Source organism: Cupriavidus ulmosensis (genome assembly GCF_977008105.1).
In genome coordinates, this window is sequence record NZ_CDRMWP010000002.1 from 900,918 (window position 1) to 927,840 (window position 26,923).

The following is a 26,923-nucleotide window of genomic DNA, read 5'->3' on the forward strand; positions in this document are numbered from 1 at the left end:
ACAGCCAGCCGGCGGTCCGCCGGCTGGCGCGGTTGCCGCCTTCCGGCTGCCGTTTCCCCTACAGCGCCTGCACCTGGACCGGCGCGGCCGGCTTGCCGTTCGCGGCCGGCGCGATGACGAGGTAGCGCCGCGCCTGCGCGCCGTCGCCGCCCTGCACCACCTGGCGGATCGGGCCGATGGCGTTGACGATGGCCGAGCCCGCCGGATTGGTCATGAACGACGCCAGCGGCTCCAGTATGCCCGTGCCGTCGGCCTGGCTGGCCAGCGCGAGCACGTAGGGCTGCTTCGGCTGCAGTCCGGTGGCCGAGGCCTGCAGCACCTGGAGCAGGCCCTGGTCGAACAGCGTGACGCTGGTCGGCGCGTTGTCCGCGGCGACCGGCTTGCCCTCGGCGACGCGCAGCAGCTTCAGCTGTGTGGTCTGGCCGGCCACGCCGAGCTGCTGCAGGCCGTCCGTGCCGGCGCCTTCGGGCACCGCGTCAGGCACGTAGTTGATCGCCTGCGGGGCCTGGCCGACCGGCACGTTGGCGACCACCTTGTTGCTGGCCGTGTCGATGGCCGCGAGCTGGTCGGCGTTCTCCAGGCCGACGTAGATGCGCGTGCCGTCGCCGGACGGCCACACGCCGTGCGGCAGGCTGCCCACCGGAATGGTCGCCACCTGGGAGAAGTCGTCGGTGCGGAACACCTTGACCTGGTTCAGGCCGCCGACGCTGACGTAGGCGAAGGTGCCGCCCGCCGTGCGCGCGAAGTTGACGTGGTTGGTGATGGGGCCGGTCTCGATGGTCTTGAGCGGGCGGAACGGCGGCAGCGCCTCGAAGACCTGGGTGCGGCCCACGTCCTTGAGCGTGAACCACACCTGCTTGCCGTCGGGCGTGGCGGCGATGTTGGGGCAGAACGGGCTTTCCTGCTTCACGTGGCCGACGATCTTGTGGTCGGCCACCGTGACCACGGCCGTGTCCGGGTTGAACGACGAGCAGATGTAGCCGTACTTGCCGTCCGGCGAGAAGATCTGCATGCCGGGCCCGCCGGCGACGGTGATGCGGGTCTTTTCCTCGAAGGTCGCGGCGTCGAGCACGGCGATGTAGTTCTCGCCGCGCACCGTGACCCACACTTCCTTGCCGTCCGGCGTGTAGAACGCCTCGTGCGGCGAGCGGCCCACGTAGGTGACGTGCTTGACCGCGTTGGTCGCGGTGTCGATGAATGAGACCGAGTTCGAGCCGATCGACACCACCGCCAGCGTGCGGTGGTCGGGCGAGAAGCCCATGCCGTGCACCAGCACCTGGCCGCGGTACAGCGGGCTGAAATTGCCCGGCGCCGGGTCGCCGAGGCGGATCACGCCCAGCAGCTTGTTGTCCGCGGGGTCCGTGACCGAGACGGTGTTGGAGAACTGCTCGGCGGCGTAGATGCGGTCGCGGTGGCTGACCGGGATGTCGGCGGCGCCCAGCGCGCCGGGCGCCTGCCCGGCGCAGGCGGCGCCCATGCCGAGCGCGAGCGCGAGGGGCAGGGCGAGGGAGGCGGTCTTCCTGAAGGGATTTCGGGTCATGGTGTGGGCCTTGGTGTCAGTGTGCGTGCATGGCGTGGTTGTGGGTGGCCGGTTCGGCCGGGGCGGTCGGGGTAGCCGGCTGGCCGGGGCCGGCCTGCGTCGGCGCCGGTTCGGACGGGGGCAGCGGCTGGCCGAGCGCCAGCCGCATCGCGGCGATTTCCTGCAGCTGGTCGACGATGATTTCCTGCGCGATGCGCCGCAACTGCTCGTTGTGGCCGTAGCGCAGCTCGGACATCGCCATGTCGATGGCACCCTGGTGGTGCGGAATCATCATCGCGGCGAAGTCCGCGTCGATGTCGCCGCTGGGCTTGACCGCCATGCCGTCCATCATCTTCGTCATGGCGGCGTCGTTCTCGGCCATGAATTTCTCTTCGTCCGAACCGCCCGTGGCCGCCGTGGCCGTGGCCGTGCCCGCCGACGCGCACAGCGCGAGCGCCAGCATCAGGCCAGCGCCGGCGCGGGCCAGCCGGCGCGGTGAAGCGTGCAGGATCGCCATCCTTTTCCCCTTGTCGTCATGAGGCCCCGATGGGGCCGCTGATGGGGTAGACGCGGGCCGTCCGCGCTTATTCCGCCGCCGCGCAAATTTTTTCGGGGCGCGCCCGGGGGAGGCGCAAGGAACACTTGCGCCCAGGCACCGCATCCGTGCGCGGCGCGCGCCGGCATGCGCGTTCCGGGGGCATTGAAAAATACTGCATCCCCGAGGTTGTCTCTTTCAATTTCCAAAGTGGCCGCGAACCCTGAAGATGGGCCCGTCGGTTTGAAACGCCTTCGTCCGCAAATCCCGATACCCCGCGCCATCGCCATTTCCGGATCCAACATCATGCACAAGTTACTGAGCCTCAAAGGTGTCAAGAAATCCTTCCCGACCAAGGGAAAGACGGTCGACGTACTCGGCGGCCTGACCTTCGACGTGAACGAGCAGGATTTCGTCAGCATCATCGGCCCCAGCGGCTGCGGCAAGACCACCATCTTCAACATCATCGCCGGGCTGCTCGACCCCGATACCGGCGAGATCAGCTATCGCGGCCAGCAGGTCACGGGCCTGCGCGGCAAGGTCGGCTACATGATGCAGCGCGACCTGCTGTTCCCGTGGCGCACCGTGCTCGAGAACGTCATGCTGGCGCCCGAACTCAAGCGGATGCCCGCCGCGGAGGCGCGCGACAACGCGCTCGAATACCTCAACACCTTCGGGCTCGGCGGCTTCGAGAACAACTACCCCAAGACCCTCTCGGGCGGCATGCGCCAGCGCGTGGCGCTGATCCGCACGCTGATCTCGGACCCGGACGTGCTGCTGCTCGACGAGCCGTTCTCGGCGCTCGACTACCAGACCCGCCTGTACCTGGAGGGCGTGCTGCTGGAGGCGGTCGATACCTTCAAGAAGACGGTGATCCTGGTCACGCACGACATCGACGAGGCGGTCGCGCTGTCCAAGCGGGTGGTGGTGCTGGCGGGCAAGCCCTCGCACGTCAAGCAGGTCTACGACATCGACATCGGCGAGAAGTCGCCGATCGGGGCGCGCAGCCATCCGCATTTCTCGGGCTATTTCCACCAGCTATGCGCCGAGCTGGACATCCAGACGCGCCAGCACTGATTTTCCAAGAACGGGAGTGAACATGAGCCACGCTATTTCCGGCGCGCCGCCGGTTGCCCCGGCGCGCGCGCGCCGCAAGAAGAAAACGCATGTCCTGGACAACGGCTGGGGGCGCTCGGCCATCCAGGTCGCGGCCCTGGTACTGTTCCTGTGGGTCTGGCAGCTCGGCGCCGACATCGGCTGGGTGTCGTCCTTCATGGTCGGCTCGCCGGCCGAGATCTACAAGGCGCTGGCGCGCGGCATGGCCAGCGGCGACCTGCTGCGCGACAGCGGCTACACGCTGATGGAGTCGATCCTGGGCTTCGTGATCGGCACGCTGGTGGGCTCCGTCCTGGGGCTGGCGCTGTGGTATTCGCCGTTCATCGCGCGCCTGACCGAGCCGTTCATCATCGCGGTCAACAGCATTCCCAAGATCGCCTTCGGCCCGATCGTGATCCTGTGGTTCGGCACGGGCCTGGTGTCGAAGGTCGCGCTGGCCGTCTCGCTGACCGCCATCGTGGCGCTGATCGCGGCGTACCAGGCGGCCAAGGACGCCGACGTCGATTTCCAGACGCTGCTGGTGACGCTGGGCGCGGAGAAGCACGACGTGTTCTTCAAGGTGATCGTGCCGTCCTCGCTGCCGGCCATGATCTCCACCTTCCGCATCAACATCGGCTTCGGCCTGGTGGGCGCGGTGGTGGGCGAGTTCATCTCGTCCGAGCACGGCCTGGGCCACATGATCTTCACCGCGTCCGGGCTCTACGACCTGAATACGGTGTGGGCCGGCCTGTTCACGCTGATGGTGATCGGCTTCGGGCTGTACTTCGTCATCGACTACATCGAGCGCAAGCTGCTGCCCTGGAAAGACGACGTGCACCACGCCAGCCTCAATGTCTGACGCGCGCCTTTTCCCCATGTCGTCCATTCCACGTGAGCCTTTCATGAAGAACCTACTCAAGCGAACCGCATGCATGCTGGGCCTGGCCGCGGCCCTGGTGGCCGCCGCGCCCGCCTCGGCCCAGGCACCGAAGAAGGTGGTGGTGTCGCAGTTGTTCCAGTCGGTGATGTTCCTGCCGCTCTACGTGGCGCTCGACCACGGCTTCTTCGCGCAGCAGGGGCTGGACGTGACCAAGCAGACCTCGGGCTCGCCCAATGCGTCGCTGTCGGCGGTGATCGCGGGCAGCGCGGAGTTCTCGCTGCACGGCCCCGAGTGGACCGCCATCGCCGCCTCCAAGGGCGCCGACGTGCAGGTCATCGCCGGCGTGGTCAACCGCGCCGCGGTCTGGATCGCCGCGGCGCCGGACCTGAAGTACGCCGGGCCGAAGGACTTCGCCGGGCAGACCGTGTCGACCGGCATGATGCCGATCGCCAGCACCTCGCTGTTCTCCAAGCTGCTGCGCGACAACAAGATCGACCCGGCCGCCGCCGGCATCACCGTCAAGCAGGTCCAGGCCGGCGCCGAGCTGGGCCCGCTGCTGGCCGGCCAGGCGAGCGTGGGCGTGTTCTACCAGCCGGCGCTGGAGCAGGCGGTGGCCAAGGGCTTCAAGGTCGTGCACAGCTTTCCGCGCCAGTACGGCCCCTACCTGCTGTCGGCCATCACCGCGCGCAAGTCCGTGGATGCCGACACCGCCCGGCGCTTCATCGCGGCGATGGAGTCCGCGCTGCGCTTCATGAACACCCACCCGGCCGAGGCCGTCGCCATCGCCAGGACGGAGTTCCCCTCGATCGATCCCGCCGTGGTCGAGGCCGCCGTCAAGCGCATGCTGGCCGAGCAGGTCTACGCCACCACCGTGGCCATCTCGCCCGACGCGCTGCGCATCGCGATGGACACGCAGATCGCGCTGGGCAACCTGAAAAGCCAGCCCGACTACGACACGCTGGTCGCCCGCAAGCTGATCGAAGGCGGCATCGCGCGCGTGGACGCCGCCCGCTAGGCCGGCGCGGCCTGCTTCACCGCCGCGCCGCTGCCCCGCTGCGCCGCTTCACCGCCTTACCTGTTTCCCTTTTTCCGTTTCCAGCTGCGATGGTGCCGTACACCATCGCCTACCCCTCTGTTGCCTGCACACACGATCATGAGAACCTATCCCTCCTTCAAGGCCGCGGCCTGCCATATCTCCTCGGTCTTCTTCGACAGCGACGCCTGCGTCGACAAGGCCTGCGACTGGATCGCCGAAGCCGCGCGCAACGGCGCCTCGCTGGTCGCGTTTCCCGAGGCCTTCATCTCGGCCTTCCCGGTCTGGGCCGGCGTGTGGGCGCCGGTGGAGACCCACGAGTTCTTCGTCAAGCTGGCCGCTTCCTCCGTGACCATCGACGGCCCCGAGATGGCCCGCATCCGCCGCGCTGCCAAGGAGCACGGCGTGTTCGTCTCGATCGGCATCAACGAGTCGACGCCCAACAGCGTCGGCTGCGTGTGGGACACCAACGTGCTGATCGGCGACGACGGCAGCATCCTCAACCGCCACCGCAAGCTGATGCCGACCTACTACGAGAAGCTGGTGTGGGCGATGGGCGACGGCAGCGGCCTGCGCGTGGTGGATACCCGCATCGGCCGCATCGGCGCGCTGATCTGCGGCGAGAACACCAATTCGCTGGCGCGCTTCGCGCTGATGTCGCAGGGCGAGAACGTGCACGTCTCCAGCTTCTCGCCGCGCTTTCCCACGCATCCGGCCGGGCAGCCCGCCTATGACCTGGAAGCGTCGATCAAGCTGCGCGCCGGCGCCCACGCCTTCGAGGGCAAGCTGTTCAACGTGGTGTCGTCGAGCTATCTGCAGCCCGCCGTGATCGACATGATCGCGCGCGGCAATCCGGCCGTGCACCGCGTGATCGACGAAGCGTCCCGCAGCGTGTCGATGATCCTCGGCCCGGACGGCGCGCCCATCAGCGAGGTGCTGCGCGACGAGGAAGGCATCGCCTACGCGGACATCGACATCGCGCGCTGCGTGGTGCCCAAGCAGTTCCAGGACGTGGTCGGCTACTACAACCGCTTTGACGTGTTCGACCTGCGCGTGCACCGCCACGCGCACGCGCCGGCGAGCTTCGGCGGCGACGGCGCGGACGGCGCCGGCGACGGCGAATACGGCGAGCGCGCCTGGAAGGGCGTGCCCGAGGCCGAAGCCGTCAACTGAAGCAGCACGCGGCGGCGCCGCGCGCCGCCGCCCGCCCAGCCATCCGCCATCCGCCATTCGGAGCCGCATCATGATTTCCAGCCTCAAGCGCATCCAGTGCTTCCAGCGCTTCCAGCATTTCCTGCCCCGCCTCGCCGCCGCGGCCTGCCTGCTGGGCGCGAGCCAGCTCGCGCTCGCCGAGAACAAGACGGTGGTGCTGTCGCAACTGTTCCAGTCCATCCAGCTGCTGCCGGTCTACGTGGCCATCGACGGCGGCTTCTTCGACAAGCAGGGCCTGACCGTGACCAAGCAGACCGCCGGCTCGGCCAACGCGGCGCTGTCCGCGCTGCTGGCCGGCGCGGCCGACTTCTCGCTGCACGGCCCCGAATGGAGCGCGATCGCCGCGGAGAAGGGCGCCGACGTGCAGGTGATCGCCAGCGTGGTGAGCCGGCCGTCGTTCTGGATCGCCGCCGCGCCCGACGCGAAGTTCGACTCGGTTGCCGACCTCAAGGGCCAGACCGTGGTGGCGGGCCAGATGCCCACCACCAGCACCTCGCTGTTCATGAAGCTGCTGCGGCAGAACGGCCTCACGCCCGGCAAGGACGTCAAGATCTCGCAGGTCCAGATCGGCTCCGAGCCGGGCCCGCTGCTGGCCGGGCAGGCCAGGTTCGGCGTGCTGTACCAGCCCGGGCTCGACCAGGTCGCGGCCAAGGGCATGAAGGTGGTGTACGGCTTCTCCAGCATGGCCAGCGAGTACACGGTGGCCGCCATCAGCACCCGCCGCGGCGTGGACCCGGACACGGCGACGCGCTTCGTCAAGGCGCTGCAGCAGGCCGTGGTCTACATGCAGAAGGACGTGGACGGCACCATCGCCATCGCCAGGACCGAGTTCCCCTCGCTCGATCCCAAGGTCATCGACGCCGCCGTGCGCCGCATGATCGAGGGCAAGATCTACTCGACCTCGGTCGACATCTCGCCCAAGGCGTTCGAGAACGCGATGGCGACGCAGGTCGAGCTCGGCAACCTCAAGGCCATGCCGGACTACGCCAAGGTGGTCTCGCGCAAGTACATCCAGGCCGCGCTCGGGAACTGATCATGGCCGATGCCTTCTGGGGAGCCATCATGGGCGAGCGCACGTCGGCGCGCGGCGCGGACCTGCCGACGATCCGGGCCTGCCGCGTGCGCCAGCTCGTGGTGCCGTTCGCGCAGCCGCTGCGCACGGCCAGCGGCACGATGCCGGCCGCGCCGATGATCCTGCTCGACCTGCACACCAGCGCCGGCGTGACCGGCCACGCCTACCTGTTCACCTACACGCCCACCGCGCTGCGCGCCGTGGCCGCGCTGTGCGAGGACGTGACGGCGCAGCTCGCCGGCGCCGCGCTGGCGCCGCGCCAGGTCATGGCCGGCCTGCGCGCCCGGTTCAGGCTGCTCGGCAGCGTTGGCCTGCTCGACATGGTGCTGTCCGCCATCGACATGGCGCTGTGGGACGCCTGGGCGAAGTTCCTCGGCCAGCCGCTGGCGGCGCTGCTCGGCGCGGACCTGTCGGCGAACGACCGCGTGCGCGCCTATGCCAGCTACGGCATGGAAGACCGCGAGCAGATCGTGCGGCACGTGGGCGCGGCGCTCGAGCAGGGCTTCGGTTTCGTCAAGATCAAGATCGGCCATGCGTCGCTGGCCACCGACCTGGAGATCGTCGAAGCCGCGCTGGCGGCGATGCAGGGCCGCGCGGCGCTGCTGGTGGACTACAACCAGAGCCTGTCCGTGGCCGAGGCGGTGGTGCGCTGCAAGGCGCTGGACGGCTACGGCCTGGCCTGGATCGAGGAGCCCACGCGCTACGACGACCTGCACGGACACGCGCAGATCGCCGCCGCCGTCGACACGCCGATCCAGCTGGGCGAGAACCTGTGGGGCCCGGCGCAGATCGGCGAGAGCCTGCGCGCCGGCGCCTCCGACCTGATGATGCCGGACCTCGGCAAGGTGGGCGGCGTGAGCGGCTGGCTGGATGCAACCAGCCTGTGCGGCGCGCGCAGCGTGCCGGTCTCCAATCATTTCTACCAGGAGGTCAGCGCGCACCTGATGACGGTCACGCCGGGCGCGCACCTGCTCGAGTATTTCCGCATGGCCGAGCCCATCCTGATGGAGCCGGTCGAGGTCGTGCACGGCCATGTGCGCGTGCCGCGCCGGCCCGGCCACGGCATGGCGTGGAACGAAGAACAGGTGCGCAGGTATCTGGCGTGACGGAATCCGTGCCGGCCTCGTTGTGTGGACTGTCGTGTGGACTGTCGTGCGAACTACCGCGCGAACTCTTCCGCCGGCGCGCCGCGCCGCTGCCTGGGCTTGCCCGCGCGCGCGCCGCCGTAGGCGCCGGGCGTGCTGATGTTCAGTTCCTTCTCCAGCCACTCGATGAAGCCTTCCACCTCGGGGCGCTCGTAGGCTTCCGGCGGGCAGGTGGCGTAATAAGCGTAGTAGGGCGTGGCGGTGGTGGCCGGGTAGAGCGTGATCAGGCGCCCGCTCGCCAGATGGGACTGGATCAGGGTGGGGCGGGCCAGCGCGATGCCCATGCCGTGGGCCGCCGCGTCGACGAACAGGCCCACGTCGGAAAACTGGAACATGCTGTTCGGCTCTTCCCAGTCGAGGCCGGCGGCCTGGAACCAGGGGCGCCACGGCTCGATCGAGCAGCGCAGCAGGTCCGCGCGCAGCAGGTCCGGGAACGTCGTGAACGGCCCGTGCCGCTCGGCATAGGCGGGGCTGCACGCGGCCATGACCTGCTCGTCGAGGATGCGCACCACCTTGCGCCCGGTGTAGCGCCCGTCGCCGAAGCGGATCTCGATGTCGGCCGGCTCGGCCTTGGCGCCGATCAGCGGCACCGAGAGCTGGATGTCGATCTCCAGTTGCGGGAACTGCTCCTTGATCAGGCCCAGGCGCGGCAGCAGGATCTGGGTGGCGAAGGTCGGCGGCGAACTCAGCCGCAGCTTGGCGCGCGGCTTGATCGTCCTGCCGCGCGAGGACGGAAAGTAGCTCAGCGCATACAGCGCGCTGCGCACCGTTTCGAGATACGACTGGCCGTCGGGCGTGAGGATGATCTCGCCGTTGACCTTGGTAAACAGCGTCAGCCGCGTGAAGTCTTCCAGTTGGCGGATGCGGTGGCTGACCGCGCTCGGCGTGATGGCCAGCTCCTGCGCCACCAGCACGCCGCTCTTGAGGCGCGCCCTGGCCTCGAATGCGAGCAGGCAGTGGATCGGCGGCAGGCGGGAGGAGATGGTCGACACGGAGAAGCGCGCAAAGGCGGGCGGTGGAAAGGCTTCCGGTAACTAGCAAGAAGCGTGCCGCAGCGGCCAGAAAGCGTGCCGCAAGCCACTGGAAACCATCGCGCAGGTGCCCGGCCGCGCGCGCCGGCCGCCCCGTCCCGGCACGGTGTCGTCGCGCCGGGACGGCCAGGGCGAGGCGCCGCGCCGGCGGCTAGCGCATGCCGTATTGAGCGCCGCGCTGGTTGTAGCCCTGGTAGTCCAGCAGCGCCTCGACGTCGTCCACCTTGTCCATCACGTCCGCCGCCGCCGTGACGTCGAGCGCGGCATGGAACTGTGCCAGCGCGCGCGCCACGCCGTGGGTCGCGGCGTTCAGGCAGAAGTTGTGATAGATGACCATCTGCACGCGCGCCGCGCGCTCCTGGGCCAGCGTCTCGGGCGGCGTGTTGACCAGCACCACGTGGGCCGGGATGCGCTCGCGCACCGCCGCCAGCTGCGTGGCGTTGATGCCGGTGGCGAACACCACTTCCGCGCCGGCCCCGGCGAACGCGGTCATGCGCGCGACGGCGTCCTCGATGTTGCCGGTGGCCCAGGCCGCGTCCGTGCGCGCGATGATGGTGAAGTTCGGGTCGTCCCGCGCGTCCCGCGCGGCGCGCAGCCGCGCGAGCATCTCGTCGAGCGGCAGCAGGCGGCGCGGCAGGTCGGAGTGCTTGCCGCTTTCATGGTCGTCGATATGGATCGCGCTGGCGCCCGCGCGCTCGTACAGGCGCACGGCGCGCCAGATGTTGGCGGGGTTGTAGAAGCCGTTCTCGGCATCGGCGACGACCGGCAGGTCGACCGCGTCCGCCACCGAGCGGACCGCGGCCACCAGCTCGTCCAGCGTGAGCAGGCCGACGTCCGGCATGCCGCGCGAGGAAGCCACGCCGTAGCTGCCGACGTAGACCACGGGAAAGCCCGCCTTTTGCACCAGCAACGCGCTGAGCGGATCGAAGGCGCCCACCGCGGGAACGGTGGCGCCGGTTTCGAAGAGCGCCTTGAAGCGCAGGCGCAGTTCTGCTTTGGAAGTCATGGGAATGGATCTGAAGGAGAGAAGCCCGGGGCCGCCGCGCGGGGCCCCGGTGCGAGGTCAGAGAAAGCCGACCGACAGCCACGGCACGAAAGCCACCACCAGCAGCGCCAGCAGCAGCGCGCCCAGGTAGCCCCACACGCGCCCGAACACGGCATCCGCGGAGACGCGCCCGATCGAGCAGGCGGCATAGAAGCCCACGCCGAACGGCGGCGAGAACATGCCCATGCCCATCGCCAGGATCACCACCATCGAGTAGTGCACCTCGTTGATGCCGAGCGTCTTGGCCACCGGGAACAGCAGCGGCGCGAACAGCACGATCGCCGGAATGCCCTCCAGCACGCTGCCGAGGATGACGAAGGCCAGGATGGTGATGAGCAGGAAGCCCGGCGCGCCGCCGGAGGCGCGCACCATCAGGTCCACCACGTCGGCGGAGAAGCCCGACTGGGTCAGCGCCCACGACATCGCCGTGGCCATGCCGATGGTGAGCAGGATCGCGCCGGAAAGCGTGGCGGTCTCGACCAGCGTCGGATAGAGCCGGCGCAGGTCGATGTTGCGGTAGAGGAAGCAGCCGATCATGCCGACCAGCACGATGTAGGCCACGCCCACGGTGGCCACCTCGGTCGCGGTGGCCGCGCCCATGACCACCGCGTAGCGGATCAGCACCGGCAGCGCCAGCGCCGGCACGGCGAACAGCAGCGTGCGCAGCACCACGCGCAGCGGCGCGCGCGCCAGTCCCGGCGCCGGCTCGCGGCGCGCGCGCGCCCAGCACACCACGGCGATGGCCAGCGTGGCGACCACGGCCGGCATCAGCCCGCCGGTAAACAGCGCGGTGATGGAGACGCTGCACACGGCGCCGATGGTGATGAGCACGATGCTGGGCGGGATGGTCTCGGTCATCGCGCCGGTCGACGAGAGCAGCGCCACGAGGTCTTCCGGCTTGCAGCCCCGCTTCTTCATCTCCGGGAACAGCGCCGGCGCGATGGCGGCCATGTCGGCCACCTTGGAGCCCGAGATGCCCGAGACCAGGAACATGGCGCCGAGCAGCGTGAACTGCAGCCCGCCGCGCGTGTGGCCGATCAGCGCGGCCATGAAGTCGATCAGCGACCTGGCCATGCCGCTGATTTCCAGCAGCGCGCCGAGCAGCACGAACAGCGGCACCGACAGCAGGATCATGTGCGACATGCCTTCGTCGATGCGGCTCACCACCACCGAATACGGCGAGTCCGTGACCAGCCCGATGTAGGCCAGCGTGGCCACGCCGAACGCGAAGGCGATCGGCTGGCCGGCGGCGATGGCCGCGCCCAGCAGCAGCACGAAGAAGATCAGCAGGTTGTAGTTGCCGATCGACAGCAGCAGCGGCCCGGCCAGCCACAGCAGCCCGGCCACGGCCGCGAGCACGGCCAGCGCCTGCAGCGCGTCGCGCAGCGAGGCGCGCTTGAGCAGGCCCGCGAGCGAGGTCAGCGCCATCAGCACCGCGCCGGCGGGCAGCGCGGCGGCGCGGTAGCCGGCCGGCATGCCCAGCGCGGGCGTGGTGATCTCCATTTCGTCGTGCGCGTGGCCGATGGCGGGCACGATGATGAGCATCACGAAGGCGCACACCACCAGCGCCGACATGGTCTGCAGCCACGCCTGCCAGCGCGGCGACAGGCGGTTCACCAGCGCCGTCAGGCGCATGTGCTCGCCCTTGTCGAGCGCCAGCACCGCGCCCAGCATGGTGAGCCAGATGAACAGCGTGGAGGCCAGCTCGTCGGTCCAGTCCAGGGGATTGTCGAACACGTAGCGCGACACCACGCCGGCCAGCAGGATGCAGGTATCCGCCAACACCAGGCACGCGGCCAGCGCGCCCACGCAGCGCATCAGCAGCCGGTGCGCGCCGAGCAGGGGCGTGGCCGAAGGATGCAGCGCGGCCGCCGGGATCAGGGGCCGCTCGATCACGAGATCTTTCCTCCGAACTTCTCGAGCAGGCTCCAGGCCTCGTCGCCGAAGCGGCGGTGCCATTCGGCGTAGAAGCCGGCGGTGCGGAGCCTGGCGCGGAAGGCTTCCTGCTCCACGCTGTTGAACTTGAGGCCGCGCCCGCGCAGGTCGTCGACCAGCGCGTCGTTGGTCTTCCTGGTGTCGGCGCGCTGCTTCAGCGCGGCTTCGTTGACGTTGCGCGTGACGACCTGCTGCAGGTCGGCCGGCAGCTTGCCGAACTTGGCCTTGTTGCCGAGGAACCAGAAGCCGTCCCACATGTGGTTGGTCAGCGAGCAGAACTTCTGCACCTCGTAGATCTTGGACGCCTCGATGAGCACCAGCGGATTTTCCTGGCCGTCGACCACCTTGGTCTGCAGCGAGGTGTACACGTCCTGCATGCTGATGGTGGTGGGCGAGGCGTTGAACGCCTTGAACATCGAGGTCCAGATCGGCGCCGGCGGCACGCGCATCTTCAGGCCCTTGAGGTCGTCCGGGGTGGCGATCGGGCGGCTGCTGGTCGTGATCTGACGGTAGCCGTTGTCCCAGATCCGCTCGAAGGCGAACAGCGAGGTCTTGCCGATCTCGTTGCGCAGGTGGGCGCCGAGCTCGCCGTCCATCGCCGCCCACACCGCCGCATAGTCCTTGAAGGCAAAGCCGATGCCGCTGATCTGCACCACCGGCAGCAGCGTGCCGAGCGTCAGCGGCGACAGCGCGAGAAAGTCGATGGAGCCGGCGCGCAGTTGCGACAGCATGTCGGTGTCGCTGCCAAGCTGCGAGTTCGGGTAGACCTGGAAGTCGACGCGCCCGCCCGATTCGGTGCGGATTTTCTCGGCCATTTCCTTGGCGCGAATATTCACCGGGTGGGAAGGGGGCTGGTAGCTGCCGAAGCGCAGCTTGAATTCCGGCGCGGCATTCGCGCTGCGGATGTAAGCTACCGGGGAAAGTGCGGTAGTGGCTACAGCCGCGGTCTTGAGGAAGGTTCTCCGTGTCGTCATGACGGTCTGTCTCTCGCTTGGTCTCGTTGAAATGCGAGGCGCCCGGGCCATGCCCGCGTGCCTCAGCGTTGCAAGTCTAGACTGTCGGAACACGGCAGCTATTATCATTGTGTCGTTAAATAATTTCCATCTGGTTAATAGATAAATCCCTTGTAAATCATGGAATTGCGCCATTTTCGTTGCTTCATGGCCGTGGCGGATTGCCTGCATTTCGTGCGCGCGGCGGAGTTGCTGCACATCTCGCCGCCGGCACTGACCAAGCAGATCCAGGAAGCCGAGCGCATGCTCGGCGTGCGGCTGTTCCACCGGACCACGCGCTCGGTGTCGCTGACCTCGGCCGGCGAGGTGTTCCAGGTCGAGGCGCGGCGCGCGCTGGAGCAGTTCGCCCAGGCCGAGGAATCCGTGCGCCGCGCCGGGCGCGGCGAGATCGGGCGCATCGAAGTGGGCTACATCGCCTCGACGGCATACTCCGGCGTGCTTCAGGCGGAACTGTCGATCTACCGCAAGCACTATCCCGACCTCGAGGTCAACCTGCGCGAAGGCGCGCTCGCGCGGCTGCCGCAACTGATCGAGGCGGGCACGCTGGACGTGGCGTTCCTGCGCCCGCCCGTGACCTATCCGGTCGGCATCGACGGCATCGTGATCGCGCGGGAGCGCTTCGTGCTCGCGCTGCACGCGGAGTCGCCGCTGGCCCGGCTCGACGTGGTGCATCCGGCGCAGTTGCGCGACGAGCGCTTCATCCTGCCGGAGCAGGAATCGGGCACGCTGGAGATCGGCCGGCGCGGCCAGTTCCATCCGCAGATCGTGACGCGCCCGGGCCGCCTCGTGGCGGTGGTGACGATGGTGTCGCTGGGGTCGGGCGTGGCGGTGGTGCCGCATTCGGTGGTCGACCACATCGTGATTCCCGATGTGGTCTACCGCGAGATCCACGGCGGCGTGGTGCCGACCGAGATCGCGGTGGCGCACCGGCGCCACGAGAAGGCGCCGGCGGTGCGCGCGTTCATCCGGCAGGTGCGCGAGCGCGGCAAGGCCGCGGCGGCGTGAGCGGGCAGCCGCCGTCCCGATGATCTCCGATCCCCTCGGAGGGCCGGCCCTCCGTGGAGGGGGAACCGGGAACACGCGGGTGGTGCGCCGGCGCCCCCGGCGCCCATGTCCGGAGCGCACCGGATTCTTGTCCGTTTCCAACGGAACGCCGGGTGCCTTTCCCTGTCTATGTTGAGCATCCACGCTACAATGCTGCCGCGCACCATCCATGCGCCGCTTGCATCAAGCGGTTGCCGCGCCACCTGGACCGCCCCTGTTTTTACCCTCGTTTTTGCCCCCAGACCGATGCGATCCCTGCTGTTCCTGCTCACCGCCTTGTGCCTGTCTCTGCTGTCCTTCGGGGCGGCGGCGAACGTGCATGCCGGCGGCGCGCAGCCCGAGGCGGCGCGCGCGGAGGCGTTCGTCGCGGCGGTGCCGCGCGCGCTCGACGGGCTGGACGGCATCGCCGATCCCGGCCGCGTGGTGGCGCCCGGCGACGACGGCCTGATGGCCGAGGCGGAGCCCGAAGCGGTGGCGGTGGCGGAGGACGAGCCGCCCGGCTACTGCGAGATCTGGTCCGCCGACCTGCTCGATCCGCTCGACCTGCTCGACGAGATCGAGGAATCCAGCGCGCTGTTCGCGCTGCCCGCCGTGCGCGTTTCACCGCCGCCCATCGCGCGCGCGCGGCCGTTCCCCGCACCTCCGGCACCGTTGCCGGCGGCGTTCTTCAAGCCGCCCATCTCCCTGATCTGACAGCCCCGGCAATCCCGGCGCGCATCGCGCGTGCCCGGGATGCGTTCCCATTGTCTGGGCGCCCCGGTCCGCTCGCCACCGCGCGCGGACTGACTGCCGCCGCGCGCCGTGCGCGTGCCGGTGGCGGGCGCGCAGCCGTCTTGCCTGCCCCCTTTCGTCATGCAGATCAAACAGATCAGACAGATCACGATGTATTCCGTGGTGGCGTTGCTGCCGCTCGGCGCCTTGCCGGCGCTGGCGGCGCAGACGTTCACCTTGCCCGAGCTGCTGTCCTTGTCGCAGTCCACCAACAAGGGCGTCGAGGCGGCCCAGGCCGGCGTCGACGCCGCCAGTGCCGCCGTGACCAGCGCGCGGGCCTATCCCAATCCGCAGGTGGAGGTGCTGTACGGCCGGCTGTCGCCGCGCAGCGCCGGCGTGGCCGGCGGTCCCGCGCCGACCGTGGCGATCACCCAGAAGCTGGACTATCCGCAGCAGCGCCGGCTGCGCGCCGACATGGCCGGGCGCAGCCTGGAGGCCACCGAGGCGGGCCGCCAGGCGTTCCGGGCCGAGCTGGCCGCGCGCGTCAAGACCGCGTATTTCGAGGTGCTGCGCCGCGAGACCGAGCAGGCCGCGGCGCAGGACGACCTGGCCATGATGCGGCAGATCCACGACCGCGCGCGCCTGCGCGTGGAGGTGGGCGAGGCGCCGCGCTACGAGCTGATCAAGGCCGAGACCGAATTGCTGAGCGCGCAGAAGACGCTGCAGAGCGCGCACCTGCGCGTCAAGCAGGCCAAGGCGGCGCTGCGCCAGCAGGTCGGCGGCGCCATGCCGGCCGACTACGCGGTGGCCGGCAGCCTGAGCCAGCAGGCGCCGCTGCCGGCCTTGCCGGTGCTGCGCGACACCCTGGGCGGCAGCAATGCTGAGCTGGCCCAGCGCCGCCTCGAGGCGGACCGCGCCAGCCTGGCGGTGGACTACCAGCGTTCGCTGCGGCTGCCCGAGCTGGCCGTGCGCGCCAGCGCCGCGCGCGAGCCGGACAACACCGTCTCGCAGGTCGGCCTGACCCTGACCATCCCGCTGTGGGACCGCCGCACGGGCCCGGTGGGCGAGGCCACCGCGCAGGCGATCCAGGCCCGCACCGCGCTGGAGCTGCGCGAGTTCGAGCTGCGGCAGGAGCTGGAAACCGCCTACCGCCAGTACGAGATCACGCAGGCGCAGGTCGGCGCGCTGGAGGGCGGCATCGTGCGCCAGGCGGAGTCGGCGCTGGCGGTGGCCGAGTCGGCCTACCGCTTCGGCGAGCGCGGCATCCTCGATTACCTGGACGCCCAGCGCGTGCTGCGCGGCGCGCGCAGCGACCTGATCGCGGCCCAGTACGAATTGCAGACCGCCACCATCCAGATCGAGAAGCTGCTGTCGAGCGTGCCCGGCGATGCCGCGGCGGCGCCGGCTCTCGCGCCATCCGTGGCGTCACCTCTGGCGTCACCCCCCGCAGCGTCTCCCGCTTCCACGGCACCTACGGAACCCAACTAAGCATGCGTCCCCATTTCCTTCTTTCCCTGACGGCAACCGCAGCCCTGCTGTTCTCCCTGGCCGGCTGCTCCGACGATCCCGCGCCCGCCGCCGAGGCGCCCAAGCTGCCGCCGGGCGTGGTCAGGCCCGAGCCGGCCCTGCAGCAGACGCTCAAGGTGGCGCCGGTGGCCACCAGCGCCTTCAGCGAGGTGCTGCGCGTGGCCGGCCGCATCGATTTCGACGAACAGCGCGTGGCGCGCATCGGCGCCAGCGTGACCGGCCGCGTGACCGATCTCTACGGCATCCTCGGCCAGGAGGTCAAGGCCGGGCAGGTGCTGGCGCGCCTGCACAGCAGCGAGCTGGGCACGGCGCAGCTGGCCTTCCTCAAGGCCGAGTCGCAGACCGATCTGCAGGCCCGCAACGCCGAGCGCGCGCGCCAGCTGTTCGCCGCCGACGTGATCGGCCGCGGCGAGCTGCAGCGGCGCGAGAGCGAGCTGGCGATCGCCTCGGCCGAGATGCGCGCCTACCGCGACCAGCTGCGCGTGCTGGGCATGTCGGCCGCGGCGGTGGCGCAACTGGCCAGGAGCGGCAGCATCGATTCGTATTCGCCGGTGTTCTCCAGCATCAGCGGCACGGTGGTGGAGCGCAACGTGGCGCAGGGCCAGGTGGTGCAGCCGGCCGACGCGCTCTACACCGTGGCCGACCTGTCGCGCGTGTGGGTGGTGGCGGAGGTGCCCGAGCAGCAGGCCGCGCTGGTGGCCGAAGGCCAGAGCGTGGACATCGAGGTGCCTTCGCTGGGCAACGGCGCCGGCCGCAAGCAGATCACCGGCAAGCTGATCTACGTGGGCCGCACGGTGAACCCGCAGACGCGCACGGTGCTGGTGCGCACCGAGCTGGAGAACAAGGAGGGCCGCCTCAAGCCCGCCATGCTGGCCAGCATGCTGATCAACAGCGCGCCGACCGAGCAGCTGGTGATCCCCGAGTCGGCCATCGTGCGCGACGGCAACGACGAGCAGGTCTACGTGGAGCTGCCCGGCGGCCAGTACCGCCTGGCCAAGGTCCGGCTGGGCGCGGAGAGCGACGGCATGCGCGTGGTCCACAGCGGCGTGAAGGCCGGCGACCGCGTGGTGGTGGATGGCGCCTTCCATCTGGACAACGAGCGCAAGCGCCTGGAACAGGGATAAGCGGCCATGATGAAATCCCTTGTGGAAGCCGCCATCAAGCAGCGGCTGGTGGTGTGCGTGCTGGCGGTGGTGCTGTTCTTCTTCGGCCTGCGCGCGGCCACCAAGTTGTCGGTGGATGCGTTTCCCGACGTGACCAACGTGCAGGTGCAGATCGCCACCGAGGCCACCGGCCGCTCGCCGGAGGAGGTGGAGCGCTTCGTCACCGTGCCGATCGAGATGGCCATGACGGGCCTGCCCGGCCTGGAGGAGATGCGCTCGCTCAACAAGGCGGGCCTGTCGCTGATCACGCTGGTCTTCACCGACGCGACCGACGTGTACTTTGCCCGCCAGCTGGTGATGGAGCGCCTGATCGAAGTGGGCGGGCGCATGCCCGAGGGCGTGACGCCGGTGCTGGGCCCGGTCTCCACCGGCCTGGGCGAGGTCTACCAGTACACGCTCGACCGCGCCGACGACGGCAGCCGCGCGCTGACCACGGACGAGCTTTCCGAGCGCCGCATCGCCCAGGACTGGGTGGTGCGCCCGCTGCTGCGCTCGATTCCCGGCGTGGCCGAGATCAACTCGCAGGGCGGCTACGTCAGGCAGTACCAGGTGCTGGTCAACCCGGAGCGCATGCGCCACTACCAGATCACGCTGCAGCAGGTCTACCAGTCGCTGGCGCGCAACAACGCCAACTCCGGCGGCGGCGTGCTGCCGCACTACGCCGAGCAGTACCTGATCCGCGGCGTGGGCCTGGCCAGGGGCGTGGACGACATCGGCAGCATCGTGCTCAAGGAGGTGGCCGGCACGCCGGTGTACGTGCGCGACGTGGCCGACGTGGCGGTGGGGCACGAGGTGCGGCAGGGCGCGCTGGTCAAGAACGGCGAGACCGAGGCCGTGGGCGGCATCGTGATGATGATGCGCGGCGGCAACGCCAAGGAAGTGGTGAGCCGCGTCAAGGCCCGCGTGGCCGAGATCAACGAGCGCGGCATGCTGCCCGGCAAGCTGCAGATCGTGCCGTACTACGACCGCAGCGAACTGGTGGACTCCGCCTTGTGGACCGTGACCAAGGTGCTGCTCGAAGGCGTGGTGCTGGTGGTGATCGTGCTGTTCCTGTTCCTCGGCGACGTGCGCTCGTCGGTGATCGTGCTGGCCACGCTGGTGCTCACGCCGCTGCTGACCTTCATGGTGATGAACCAGGTGGGGCTGTCGGCCAACCTGATGTCGCTGGGCGGGCTGGCCATCGCCATCGGCCTGATGGTGGACGGCTCGGTGGTGGTGGTGGAGAACGCCTTCGAGCGGCTCGGCTACCGCGAGAAATCGCGCCTGAGCAAGACCGAGATCCTGGTCAAGGCGGTGCAGGAGGTGGCCACGCCGGTGATCGTGGGCGTGGGCATCATCATCCTGGTGTTCCTGCCGCTGATGACGCTCAAGGGCATGGAAGGCAAGATGTTCGCGCCGCTGGCGTTCACCATCTCGATCGCGCTGGCGATCTCGCTGCTGCTGTCGCTCACGCTCTCGCCGGTGCTGGCGTCCTACCTGCTCAAGGGCGGCTCCGAGCACGACACGCGCCTGATCGCGTTCATGAAGCGCCATTACCTGCGCATGCTGCGCTGGGCGCTGGCCAACAGCCGCAAGACCGTGATCGGCGCGGTGGCGGCGTTCGGCGCCACCCTCGCGATCGTGCCGCTGCTGGGCACGTCCTTCATCCCCGAGATGAAGGAAGGCTCGATCGTGCCCGCGCTCGACCGCGTGCCCAACATCTCGCTGGAGGAATCCATCAAGCTGGAGATGGCGGCCAACAAGCTGGTGCTGTCGGTGCCGGGCGTGAAGTCGGTGGTGTCCGGCGTGGGCCGCGGCGAAAGCCCGGCCGACCCGCAGGGCCAGAACGAGTCCACGCCCATCGCCAGCCTCAAGGACCGCGACGAGTGGCCCGACGGCTGGACCCAGGACGACATCGCCAACGGCATCCGCGAGAAGCTCAAGGCCATCCCCGGCGTGCAGATCGTGATGGCGCAGCCGATCTCCGACCGCGTCGACGAGATGGTCAGCGGCGTGCGCTCGGACGTGGCGGTGAAGGTGTTCGGCGACGACCTCGACAAGCTGCGCGACCTCGCCGGCGAGATCGCGCGCGTGGCCGGCGGCATCCCGGGCTCGCAGGATGTGCGCATCGAGCGCATCTCCGGGCAGCAGTACCTGTCCATCGAGATCGACCGCCAGGCGATCGCGCGCTACGGCCTGAACGTGTCCGACATCCACGACATCATCGAGATCGCCATCGGCGGCAAGCGCGCCACCGACATCTTCGAGGGCGAGCGCCGCTTCGCCGCGGCGGTGCGCCTGCCCGCGGACTTCCGCGACAACGTGCAGGCCATCCGCCAGCTGCTGGTGGCCACGCCCAACGGCGTCCAGGTGCCGCTGCAGAGCGTGGCGAAGATCGAGGTGACGGACGGCCCGGCGCAGATCAGCCGCGAGATGGCCAAGCGCCGCGTGGTGGTGATGATCAACGTCAAGGACCGCGACCTGGGCGGCTTCGTCGCCGAGCTGCAGCAGGCGGCCGACAGCAAGGTCAAGCTGCCCGAGGGCTATTACCTCGAGTGGGGCGGCCAGTTCCAGAACATGGAACGCGCGATGGGCCACCTGAAGATCATCGTGCCGGTCACGGTGGCGGCGATCTTCTTCCTGCTGTTCCTGCTGTTCAACTCGCTGCGCTTCGCCACGCTCATCATCACCGTGCTGCCGTTCGCCTCCATCGGCGGCATCATCGGCCTGTTCGTCACCGGCGAATACCTGTCGGTGCCGGCCTCGGTGGGCTTCATCGCGCTGTGGGGCATGGCCGTGCTCAACGGCGTGGTGCTGGTGTCCTACATCCGCACGCTGCGCGACTCGGGCCTGCCGCTCGACGACGCGGTGGTGCAGGGCGCTGCCCAGCGTTTCCGCCCGGTCATGATGACCGCCACCATCGCCATGCTGGGGCTGGTGCCGTTCCTGTTCTCCACGGGGCCGGGCTCGGAGGTGCAGCGCCCGCTGGCGGTGGTGGTGATCGGCGGGCTGATCACCTCGACGCTGCTCACGCTGGTGATGGTGCCGACGCTGTACCGCTGGTTCGACAACCGCGAGCCGGCGCCGCGCAAGGACGTGTCGGTGTGAGGCCGTGCGGGCCGCCTCGTGTGGCGGAGTCGGTGGCCCGCGCAAAATCACTGGACAATCGCCGCGGTTGTTGTACAATCCGGGCCTTCGTTTGCATCGGTTTCCATCGGTTGCCGCTGCATCGGTCGTTGTTCCCCGATAGCTCAGTCGGTAGAGCGCCGGACTGTTAATCCGTAGGTCCCTGGTTCGAGCCCAGGTCGGGGAGCCAAGAAATCCGAGGGCCTGCAGCGTTGCCGCTGCAGGCCCTTTTTTCATTTCCGGATGCGGATGCGCGCCGCGGTCCGTCCCGGCCGGGACGGACCCGCGTTCAGGCCTCGAAGGCGAACGGGCTGACGCCGGTCCGCCCGTAGCCCTCCTGCGCGACGGCGGCGTCGAGCGCGAGCGTGGCGAGGTCGTCCGCGCAGACTTCCACGTGTTCGTCGCGCTCGCGGTAGAAGGCCTTGAGGTAGCCGTGGCAGTCGCCGCAGCTCTCGGCCTTGACCGGCGCCTCGAGGTCGTCGAGGCTCCAGTAGTCCAGCTTGGCGGCGCTGCCGCAGTTGGAGCACTTCGAGCGCACCATGTGCCAGCGGGTCTCGCACAGCGGGCAGTGGAGATAGCGCAGGCCGGCGCGGTCGCCGTTCATGATGAGGCTGCCGGCCGGCGCGCAGCCGCACAGCGGGCAGAGGCTGCTTTCCTGCCGCGGGGCCGGCGCCTGGGGTTCGGCCAGGACGAAATCGGCGTACTGCGCCGCGGTGAGCGACAGCGCGGTCCAGAGGAACAACGCGGCGCCCGCGCCGATCTCGCCGGATTTTCCGTCGAGCAGCTTCGCCGCCATCTGCGCCCGCGCCGCGTCGTCGGCGCGGCGCAGCGGCTCGAGCGCGTCGAGCACGCTCTGCGGCGCGGTCGCGCGCGCGTGGTCGAGCAGCTGGCCGAGCGCGGCCATCCAGTACGACCGCGCGGGCTCTTCGTCCAGGCCGTCGCGCACCGGGCCGCTCGCGCCGTCGCGCGGGCCGGTGGTTGCCGGCCGCGGCAGCGGCTCGCCGAGAAGCAGCTCGCGCTGCCGGTCGACCAGCGCCGCGATGAAGCGCAGGTAGCCGGCTTCCGGATGGTCCGCGGCCAGGTGCCGCAGGCGGGCGGAGCGGTGCGCGTAGAGCACGTCCAGTTTCGGCCGCAGCAGCGGCTCGATGTCCTTGACGCCGGGGCTGCGCTTGTCCAGCGCGACGGTGTCCGTGACGGGCCGGTTCATCGCCGGCGTCCGTCGGACTTGCCGGCGCCGGCGATCTCGTCGTACCAGCGGTCGTGGTGATGCCGCGCCCAGGCGCGCGACACGTAGCCGGTCAGCATGCCGGAGATCGAGCCGCGCACCCAGATCGCCAGGTAGACGTGGCCGGCGATCAGGAGCACCAGCCCGATGCCCGCCATCGCATGCAGCAGCAGCGCCAGGCGGATCACGGGGATCGGGAAGTACCCGGAGAAGTAGCGGCGCCAGATGACCAGGCCGCTGGCCAGCAGCGCGGCGATGGCCAGCATGATGAGCCAGAACAGCACCTTCTGGCCGGCGTTGTACTTGCCGATGCGCAGCTTGTGCGCGCCGGGCGTGTTGAGCACCACCGCCTTCACGTTGCGGAACCAGAGGCGGTCGCTCTTGACCAGCACGTTGTGATGGGCGAAGCGCGCGAACATGAAGGCGAGCAGGATGAACACCAGGACGCCCAGGAACGGGTGCAGCACGCGCGCGAGCTGCGGCGTGCCGAGCACGCCCGACAGCCAGCTCAGGCTGGGGAAGAACCACGACAGGCCGGACAGCGCCACGGGAATGAAGCAGGCCACCATCAGCCAGTGGCACAGGCGCTCGGCGAACCCGGTGCGCAGGATCGGTTCTTTTTCGGTCATGGCGTCACTCCTCCGTCGCCGCGGTCTTGCGGCTGGCCGCCTGCGGGTCGTCCGGCTCGTCGTCCGGCGCCTTGGGGACGTTGGGCCCCACGCCCACGTAGTGGGTGAGGAAGCCCGCCACGGTCGCGGCGAAGGCCAGGCCGGCCACGGGCTTGAGCCAGTCCTTCCAGCCCCGGACCATCGCGCTGATCTTCGGGTCGCGCGGCAGCTTGTGGTACAGCTCGGGCTTGTCCGCGTGCTGGAGCACGTACATGACGTGGGTGCCGCCGACGCCTTGCGGGTCATAGAGCCCGGCGCCGTCGTAGCCGCGCGTCTTCAGTTCCTCGACGCGGCTCGCGCCGAGCACCTTCATGTCTTCCTTGCTGCCGAAGCTGATGGCGCCGGTGGGGCAGGTCTTCACGCACGACGGTTCCTGTCCCACGCCGACGCGGTCGGAGCACAGCGTGCACTTGTAGGCCTTGTTGTCCTGCTTGCTGATGCGCGGCACGTCGAACGGGCAGCCCGCCACGCAGTAGCCGCAGCCGATGCAGTGTTCCGACTGGAAGTCGACGATGCCGTTGGCGTACTGGACGATCGCGCCGGGGCTCGGGCATGCCTTCAGGCAGCCCGGGTCCTCGCAGTGCATGCAGCCGTCCTTGCGGATCAGCCATTCCAGCTTGCCGTTCTCGTGCTCGACCTCGTCGAAGCGCATCAGCGTCCAGGTCTGCGGGCTGAGGTCGGCCGGGTTGTCGTAGACGCCGACGTTGTGGCCGACCTCGTCGCGCAGGTCGTTCCACTCGGAGCAGGCCACCTGGCAGGCCTTGCAGCCGATGCACACGGACACGTCGATGAGCTTGGCCACCTCGGTCTGGTGCTCGCGGGCGCGCGGCGCCGGCGTGAAGTTGCTGGTCGCCGAGCGCCGGATGATGTTCTGGGATTGCATGGACATGGCGGTCAGGCTTTCTCGATGTTGACCAGGAAGGCTTTGTATTCGGGGGTTTGCGAATTGGCGTCGCCCACGCTCGGGCTGAGCGTGTTGGCGAGGAAGCCCTTGCGCGTCGCGCCCTCGTAGCCCCAGTTGCAGGGAATGCCGATCTGCTCGAGATCCTGGCCGGCGACCTTCAGCGTCTTCACCCGCTTGGTGACTACTGCCTTGGCCTTGATGTACCCGCGCTTGGTCGTGATCTTGACCATGTCGCCGTGGGCGATGCCCTTGCGGGCCGCGAGCGCGGTGCCGATCTCCACGAACTGCTCCGGCTGCATGATGGCGTTCAGGCGGGAGTGCTTGGTCCAGTGGCGGAACAGCTCCGTCAGGCCGTAGGTGGTGGCCACGTACGGGAACTCGTCGCGCGTGCCCATGCGCTTGCGGTCATTGGGGAGGACGCGCGCGGTCGGGTTGTACGTCACCGCCGGATGCAGCGGGTTGCTCACCAGCGGGCTCTCGATCGGCTCGTAGTGCTCGGGGAACGGGCCGTCGACCATGCCGCCGACCGAGAACAGGCGTCCCACGCCTTCGGGCAGCATGATGAACGGGCTCACGCCGCTGCCCGGCGCCGCCGTCGCGGGGTAGTCGGGCACGTCGCTGCCGGACCAGCGCCGGCCATCCCACGACACGATGATGCGCTCGGGGTCCCACGGCTTGCCCATCGGGTCGAGCGAGGCGCGGTTGTACAGGATGCGGCGGTTGGCCGGCCAGGCCCAGGCCCAGCCGGGCGTGGCGCCGTGGCCGGTGTCGGTGTTGTCGCGCCGGGCCATCTGGTTGCCGGCCTGGGTCCAGGAGCCGCAGAAGATCCAGTTGAAGCTGGCGGTCGAGCCGTCGTCGCGCAGCTGCCCGAATTCGGACAGCAGCTCGCCCTTGCGCGCGAAGATCTGGCCCTGGTCGTCGCGCAGGTCTTCGAGCGCGTAGCCGTTGGCCTCCTTGGCGACTTCCTCCGGCTCCGGGTTGTACGGGTCCTGGTAGTCCCACGTCATGTTCAGCACCTGCTCGGGGCAGGCGCCCCCTTCCTTCGCATAGAGCTCGCGCATCTTCATGAAGATGCCGCCCAAGATGCGGCCGTCGTGGCGCGCCTCGGCGGGCGGCTCGGCGCCGGCGAAATGCCACTGCAGCCAGCGGCCGGAATTGACGATCGCGCCGTTTTCCTCGGCGAAGCAGGAGGAGGGCAGGCGGAACACCTCGGTCTGGATCGCGGCCGGGTCGACGTCGTTGAACTCGCCGTGGTTGCGCCAGAACGTCGAGGTCTCGGTCTGCAGCGGGTCGATGATGACGAGGAACTTGAGCTTGGCCAGCGAGGCGCGGATCTTGTTGGAGTCCGGCATCGCGGCGATGGGGTTGAAGCCCTGCGCGATGTAGCCGTTGACCTTGCCTTCGTACATGCGGTCGAAGAAGGCCAGCATGTCGTAGCTCTTGTCCCACTTGGGCAGCCAGTCGTAGCCCCAGTCGTTGGCGCGCGTGGCGTGCTCGCCGTAGAGGCTCTTCATCAGGCTGACGAAGAACTTGGGCGTGTTCTTGTAGTAGTTCACCTGGCCGGGCAACTGCTCGGCGGGCGTGCTGGCGTCCAGGTACTGCTTCAGCGTCTGCTGGCTGTCCGAGGGCAGGTTGAGGTAGCCCGGCAGGCGCAGCGACAGCAGGCCCAGGTCGGTGTAGCCCTGGATGTTCGAGTGCCCGCGCAGCGCGTTCACGCCGCCGCCGGCCATGCCGATATTGCCGAGCAGCAGCTGGATCATCCCCGAGCCGCGGATGATCTGCGCGCCGCTGCTGTGGTGCGTCCAGCCCAGCGCGTAGAGGAACGTCGCGGTGCGGTTGGGCGCGCTGGTCGAGGCCATGATCTCGCAGATCCGCAGGAAGTCTTCCTGCGGCGTGCCGCAGATGGTCGAGACCATTTCCGGCGTGTAGCGCGCGACGTGCGCCTTGAGCAGGTTGAAGACGCAGCGGGGATGCGCAAGCGTCGGGTCCTGCAGCGCGTGGCCGTTGGCGTCCAGCTCGTAGAGCCAGGTGCGGTTGTCGTACTTGCCGGCGGCGCTGTCGAAGCCGCTGAACAGGCCTTCGTCGAAGCGGTAGCCCTCGCTGACGATCAGGCTGGCGTTGGTATAGGCCTTGACGTACTCGTGCTGGATCTTGTCGTGGTCGAGCAGGTACTTGACCATGCCCATCAGGAAGGCCACGTCCGAGCCGGCCCGGATCGGCGCGTAGATGTCCGCGACCGACGCGCTGCGGTTGAAGCGCGGGTCCACCACGATCACCTTGGCGCCGTTGCGGATCTTGGCCTCGATGACCCACTTGAAGCCGACCGGGTGCGCCTCGGCGGGGTTGCCGCCCATGATGAGGATGACGTTGGCGTTCTTGATGTCGACCCAGTTGTTGGTCATCGAGCCGCGGCCGAACGTCGGCGCTAGCGCCGACACGGTGGGCGCGTGGCACACGCGGGCCTGGCAGTCCAGGCCGAGGATGCCGAGCGCCCGCGCGAACTTGAAGTCGAGGATGCCGGTCTCATTGCTGGCCGCCGACGAGGCCAGCATGCCGCTCGACAGCCAGCGGTTGACCAGCTCGCCCTTCTCGTTGCGCGCGATGAAGTTCTTGTCGCGATCGTCCTTGAGCAGGCGGGCGATGCGCGTGGTGGCCTCGTCCCAGCTGATGCGCTTCCATTCGTTGGAGCCGGGCGCCCGGTATTCCGGGTATTTCAGGCGGTTCTCGCTATGAATGAAATCGACCAGGCCGGCGCCCTTGGGGCAGAGCGAGCCGCGGCTGACCGGATGGTCGGGATCGCCTTCGATGTGGAAGATGCTGGCCTTGGCGTTCTTGGCGCCGTCTCCCGTGCTGTACATCAGGAGGCCGCAGCCGACCGAGCAATAGGTGCAGTTGTTGCGGGTTTCCCTGGCGCGCAGCAGCTTGTACTGCCGGATGTCGGCCGCCCTTGCCGGGCTGGGCGCGAACCCGAGGGCCGTTGCCGTGGCGGTGGCCGCCCCTGCGCCGCATAACTTCAGAAACTGCCTTCGACCGAAATGCAGGTTCGCGCGTGTGTTCGCGC

At 69.1% G+C, this 26,923-nt stretch carries 21 protein-coding genes and 1 tRNA gene; 12 read left to right on the forward strand and 10 right to left on the reverse strand.

Translation table 11 applies throughout. The features are described from left to right. Positions 1 to 58: 58 nt before the first annotated feature. Positions 59 to 1,540 carry a YncE family protein gene (locus ACWTPI_RS23885; RefSeq protein WP_454732928.1) on the reverse strand — a complete coding sequence of 494 codons (1,482 nt, stop codon included), beginning with the start codon at positions 1,538 to 1,540 and terminating at the stop codon, positions 59 to 61. A gap of 16 nt (positions 1,541 to 1,556) precedes the next feature. Beyond that, positions 1,557 to 2,036: a DUF305 domain-containing protein gene (locus ACWTPI_RS23890; protein WP_454732929.1), complete on the reverse strand. Its 480-nt coding sequence runs from the start codon at positions 2,034 to 2,036 to the stop codon at positions 1,557 to 1,559. A gap of 324 nt (positions 2,037 to 2,360) precedes the next feature. Here ACWTPI_RS23890 and ACWTPI_RS23895 point away from each other — a divergent pair, with 324 nt between their 5' ends. From ACWTPI_RS23895 to ACWTPI_RS23920, 6 genes are all read left to right on the forward strand, one after another. Beyond that, a complete protein-coding gene (locus ACWTPI_RS23895) occupies positions 2,361 to 3,131 on the forward strand; it encodes an ABC transporter ATP-binding protein (RefSeq protein ID WP_059415221.1) in 771 nt (256 codons plus the stop codon). 22 nt (positions 3,132 to 3,153) lie between these two features. Further along, a complete protein-coding gene (locus tag ACWTPI_RS23900; protein ID WP_020206388.1) occupies positions 3,154 to 4,008 on the forward strand; it encodes an ABC transporter permease in 855 nt (284 codons plus the stop codon). A gap of 43 nt (positions 4,009 to 4,051) precedes the next feature. Further along, positions 4,052 to 5,044 carry an ABC transporter substrate-binding protein gene (locus ACWTPI_RS23905; RefSeq protein WP_029044321.1) on the forward strand — a complete coding sequence of 331 codons (993 nt, stop codon included), beginning with the start codon at positions 4,052 to 4,054 and terminating at the stop codon, positions 5,042 to 5,044. Positions 5,045 to 5,182: 138 nt separating this feature from the next. Beyond that, positions 5,183 to 6,235 (forward strand): carbon-nitrogen hydrolase family protein, encoded by a 1,053-nt coding sequence (locus ACWTPI_RS23910; protein ID WP_020206386.1) that lies wholly within the window; start codon positions 5,183 to 5,185, stop codon positions 6,233 to 6,235. 70 nt (positions 6,236 to 6,305) lie between these two features. After that, entirely contained in the window at positions 6,306 to 7,307 is a 1,002-nt protein-coding gene (locus ACWTPI_RS23915; protein WP_020206385.1) for an ABC transporter substrate-binding protein, read from the forward strand. 2 nt (positions 7,308 to 7,309) lie between these two features. Continuing rightward, positions 7,310 to 8,452 (forward strand): enolase C-terminal domain-like protein, encoded by a 1,143-nt coding sequence (locus tag ACWTPI_RS23920; protein WP_454732930.1) that lies wholly within the window; start codon positions 7,310 to 7,312, stop codon positions 8,450 to 8,452. Between the two features lie 53 nt (positions 8,453 to 8,505). On the opposite strand, the gene ACWTPI_RS23925 is transcribed toward ACWTPI_RS23920, so the two are convergent. From ACWTPI_RS23925 to ACWTPI_RS23940, 4 genes are all read right to left on the reverse strand, one after another. Continuing rightward, entirely contained in the window at positions 8,506 to 9,483 is a 978-nt protein-coding gene (locus ACWTPI_RS23925; protein ID WP_059415229.1) for a LysR substrate-binding domain-containing protein, read from the reverse strand. A 190-nt stretch (positions 9,484 to 9,673) separates the two neighbouring features. Beyond that, entirely contained in the window at positions 9,674 to 10,528 is an 855-nt protein-coding gene (locus ACWTPI_RS23930; protein WP_454732931.1) for an isocitrate lyase/PEP mutase family protein, read from the reverse strand. A gap of 57 nt (positions 10,529 to 10,585) precedes the next feature. Then, positions 10,586 to 12,463: a TRAP transporter large permease gene (locus ACWTPI_RS23935; protein ID WP_059415232.1), complete on the reverse strand. Its 1,878-nt coding sequence runs from the start codon at positions 12,461 to 12,463 to the stop codon at positions 10,586 to 10,588. Then, the gene (locus tag ACWTPI_RS23940; RefSeq protein ID WP_029044318.1) at positions 12,460 to 13,476 is read right to left on the reverse strand and encodes a TRAP transporter substrate-binding protein; all 1,017 of its coding nucleotides are present in this window, start codon (positions 13,474 to 13,476) and stop codon (positions 12,460 to 12,462) included. The genes ACWTPI_RS23935 and ACWTPI_RS23940 overlap by 4 nt, the downstream gene beginning before the upstream one ends. 159 nt (positions 13,477 to 13,635) lie before the next feature. Here ACWTPI_RS23940 and ACWTPI_RS23945 point away from each other — a divergent pair, with 159 nt between their 5' ends. The 6 genes from ACWTPI_RS23945 (at position 13,636) to ACWTPI_RS23970 (ending at position 21,255) form a co-directional block, all read left to right on the forward strand. Further along, positions 13,636 to 14,520 (forward strand): LysR family transcriptional regulator, encoded by an 885-nt coding sequence (locus ACWTPI_RS23945; RefSeq protein WP_029044317.1) that lies wholly within the window; start codon positions 13,636 to 13,638, stop codon positions 14,518 to 14,520. Between the two features lie 285 nt (positions 14,521 to 14,805). After that, positions 14,806 to 15,252 (forward strand): cobalt-zinc-cadmium resistance protein, encoded by a 447-nt coding sequence (locus ACWTPI_RS23950; RefSeq protein WP_454732932.1) that lies wholly within the window; start codon positions 14,806 to 14,808, stop codon positions 15,250 to 15,252. A 159-nt stretch (positions 15,253 to 15,411) separates the two neighbouring features. After that, complete coding sequence (locus ACWTPI_RS23955; RefSeq protein ID WP_454732933.1) at positions 15,412 to 16,758, forward strand: TolC family protein; 1,347 nt, start codon at positions 15,412 to 15,414, stop codon at positions 16,756 to 16,758. A gap of 2 nt (positions 16,759 to 16,760) precedes the next feature. Continuing rightward, positions 16,761 to 17,921: an efflux RND transporter periplasmic adaptor subunit gene (locus tag ACWTPI_RS23960; protein WP_020204877.1), complete on the forward strand. Its 1,161-nt coding sequence runs from the start codon at positions 16,761 to 16,763 to the stop codon at positions 17,919 to 17,921. A 6-nt stretch (positions 17,922 to 17,927) separates the two neighbouring features. Continuing rightward, the gene (locus ACWTPI_RS23965) at positions 17,928 to 21,047 is read left to right on the forward strand and encodes an efflux RND transporter permease subunit (protein WP_454732934.1); all 3,120 of its coding nucleotides are present in this window, start codon (positions 17,928 to 17,930) and stop codon (positions 21,045 to 21,047) included. 132 nt (positions 21,048 to 21,179) lie between these two features. Then, positions 21,180 to 21,255 (forward strand) — tRNA-Asn (locus ACWTPI_RS23970). 99 nt (positions 21,256 to 21,354) lie between these two features. Here ACWTPI_RS23970 and fdhE read toward each other — a convergent pair. The 4 genes from fdhE to fdnG are packed head-to-tail and all read right to left on the reverse strand — an operon-like array spanning position 21,355 to position 26,903. After that, complete coding sequence (gene fdhE, locus ACWTPI_RS23975; protein ID WP_454732935.1) at positions 21,355 to 22,272, reverse strand: formate dehydrogenase accessory protein FdhE; 918 nt, start codon at positions 22,270 to 22,272, stop codon at positions 21,355 to 21,357. Then, positions 22,269 to 22,919 (reverse strand): formate dehydrogenase subunit gamma, encoded by a 651-nt coding sequence (locus ACWTPI_RS23980; protein ID WP_454732936.1) that lies wholly within the window; start codon positions 22,917 to 22,919, stop codon positions 22,269 to 22,271. The genes fdhE and ACWTPI_RS23980 overlap by 4 nt, the downstream gene beginning before the upstream one ends. 4 nt (positions 22,920 to 22,923) lie before the next feature. After that, the gene (gene fdxH / locus ACWTPI_RS23985; RefSeq protein ID WP_020204881.1) at positions 22,924 to 23,847 is read right to left on the reverse strand and encodes a formate dehydrogenase subunit beta; all 924 of its coding nucleotides are present in this window, start codon (positions 23,845 to 23,847) and stop codon (positions 22,924 to 22,926) included. 5 nt (positions 23,848 to 23,852) lie between these two features. Further along, complete coding sequence (fdnG, locus tag ACWTPI_RS23990; RefSeq protein ID WP_454734007.1) at positions 23,853 to 26,903, reverse strand: formate dehydrogenase-N subunit alpha; 3,051 nt, start codon at positions 26,901 to 26,903, stop codon at positions 23,853 to 23,855. Positions 26,904 to 26,923: the final 20 nt, after the last annotated feature.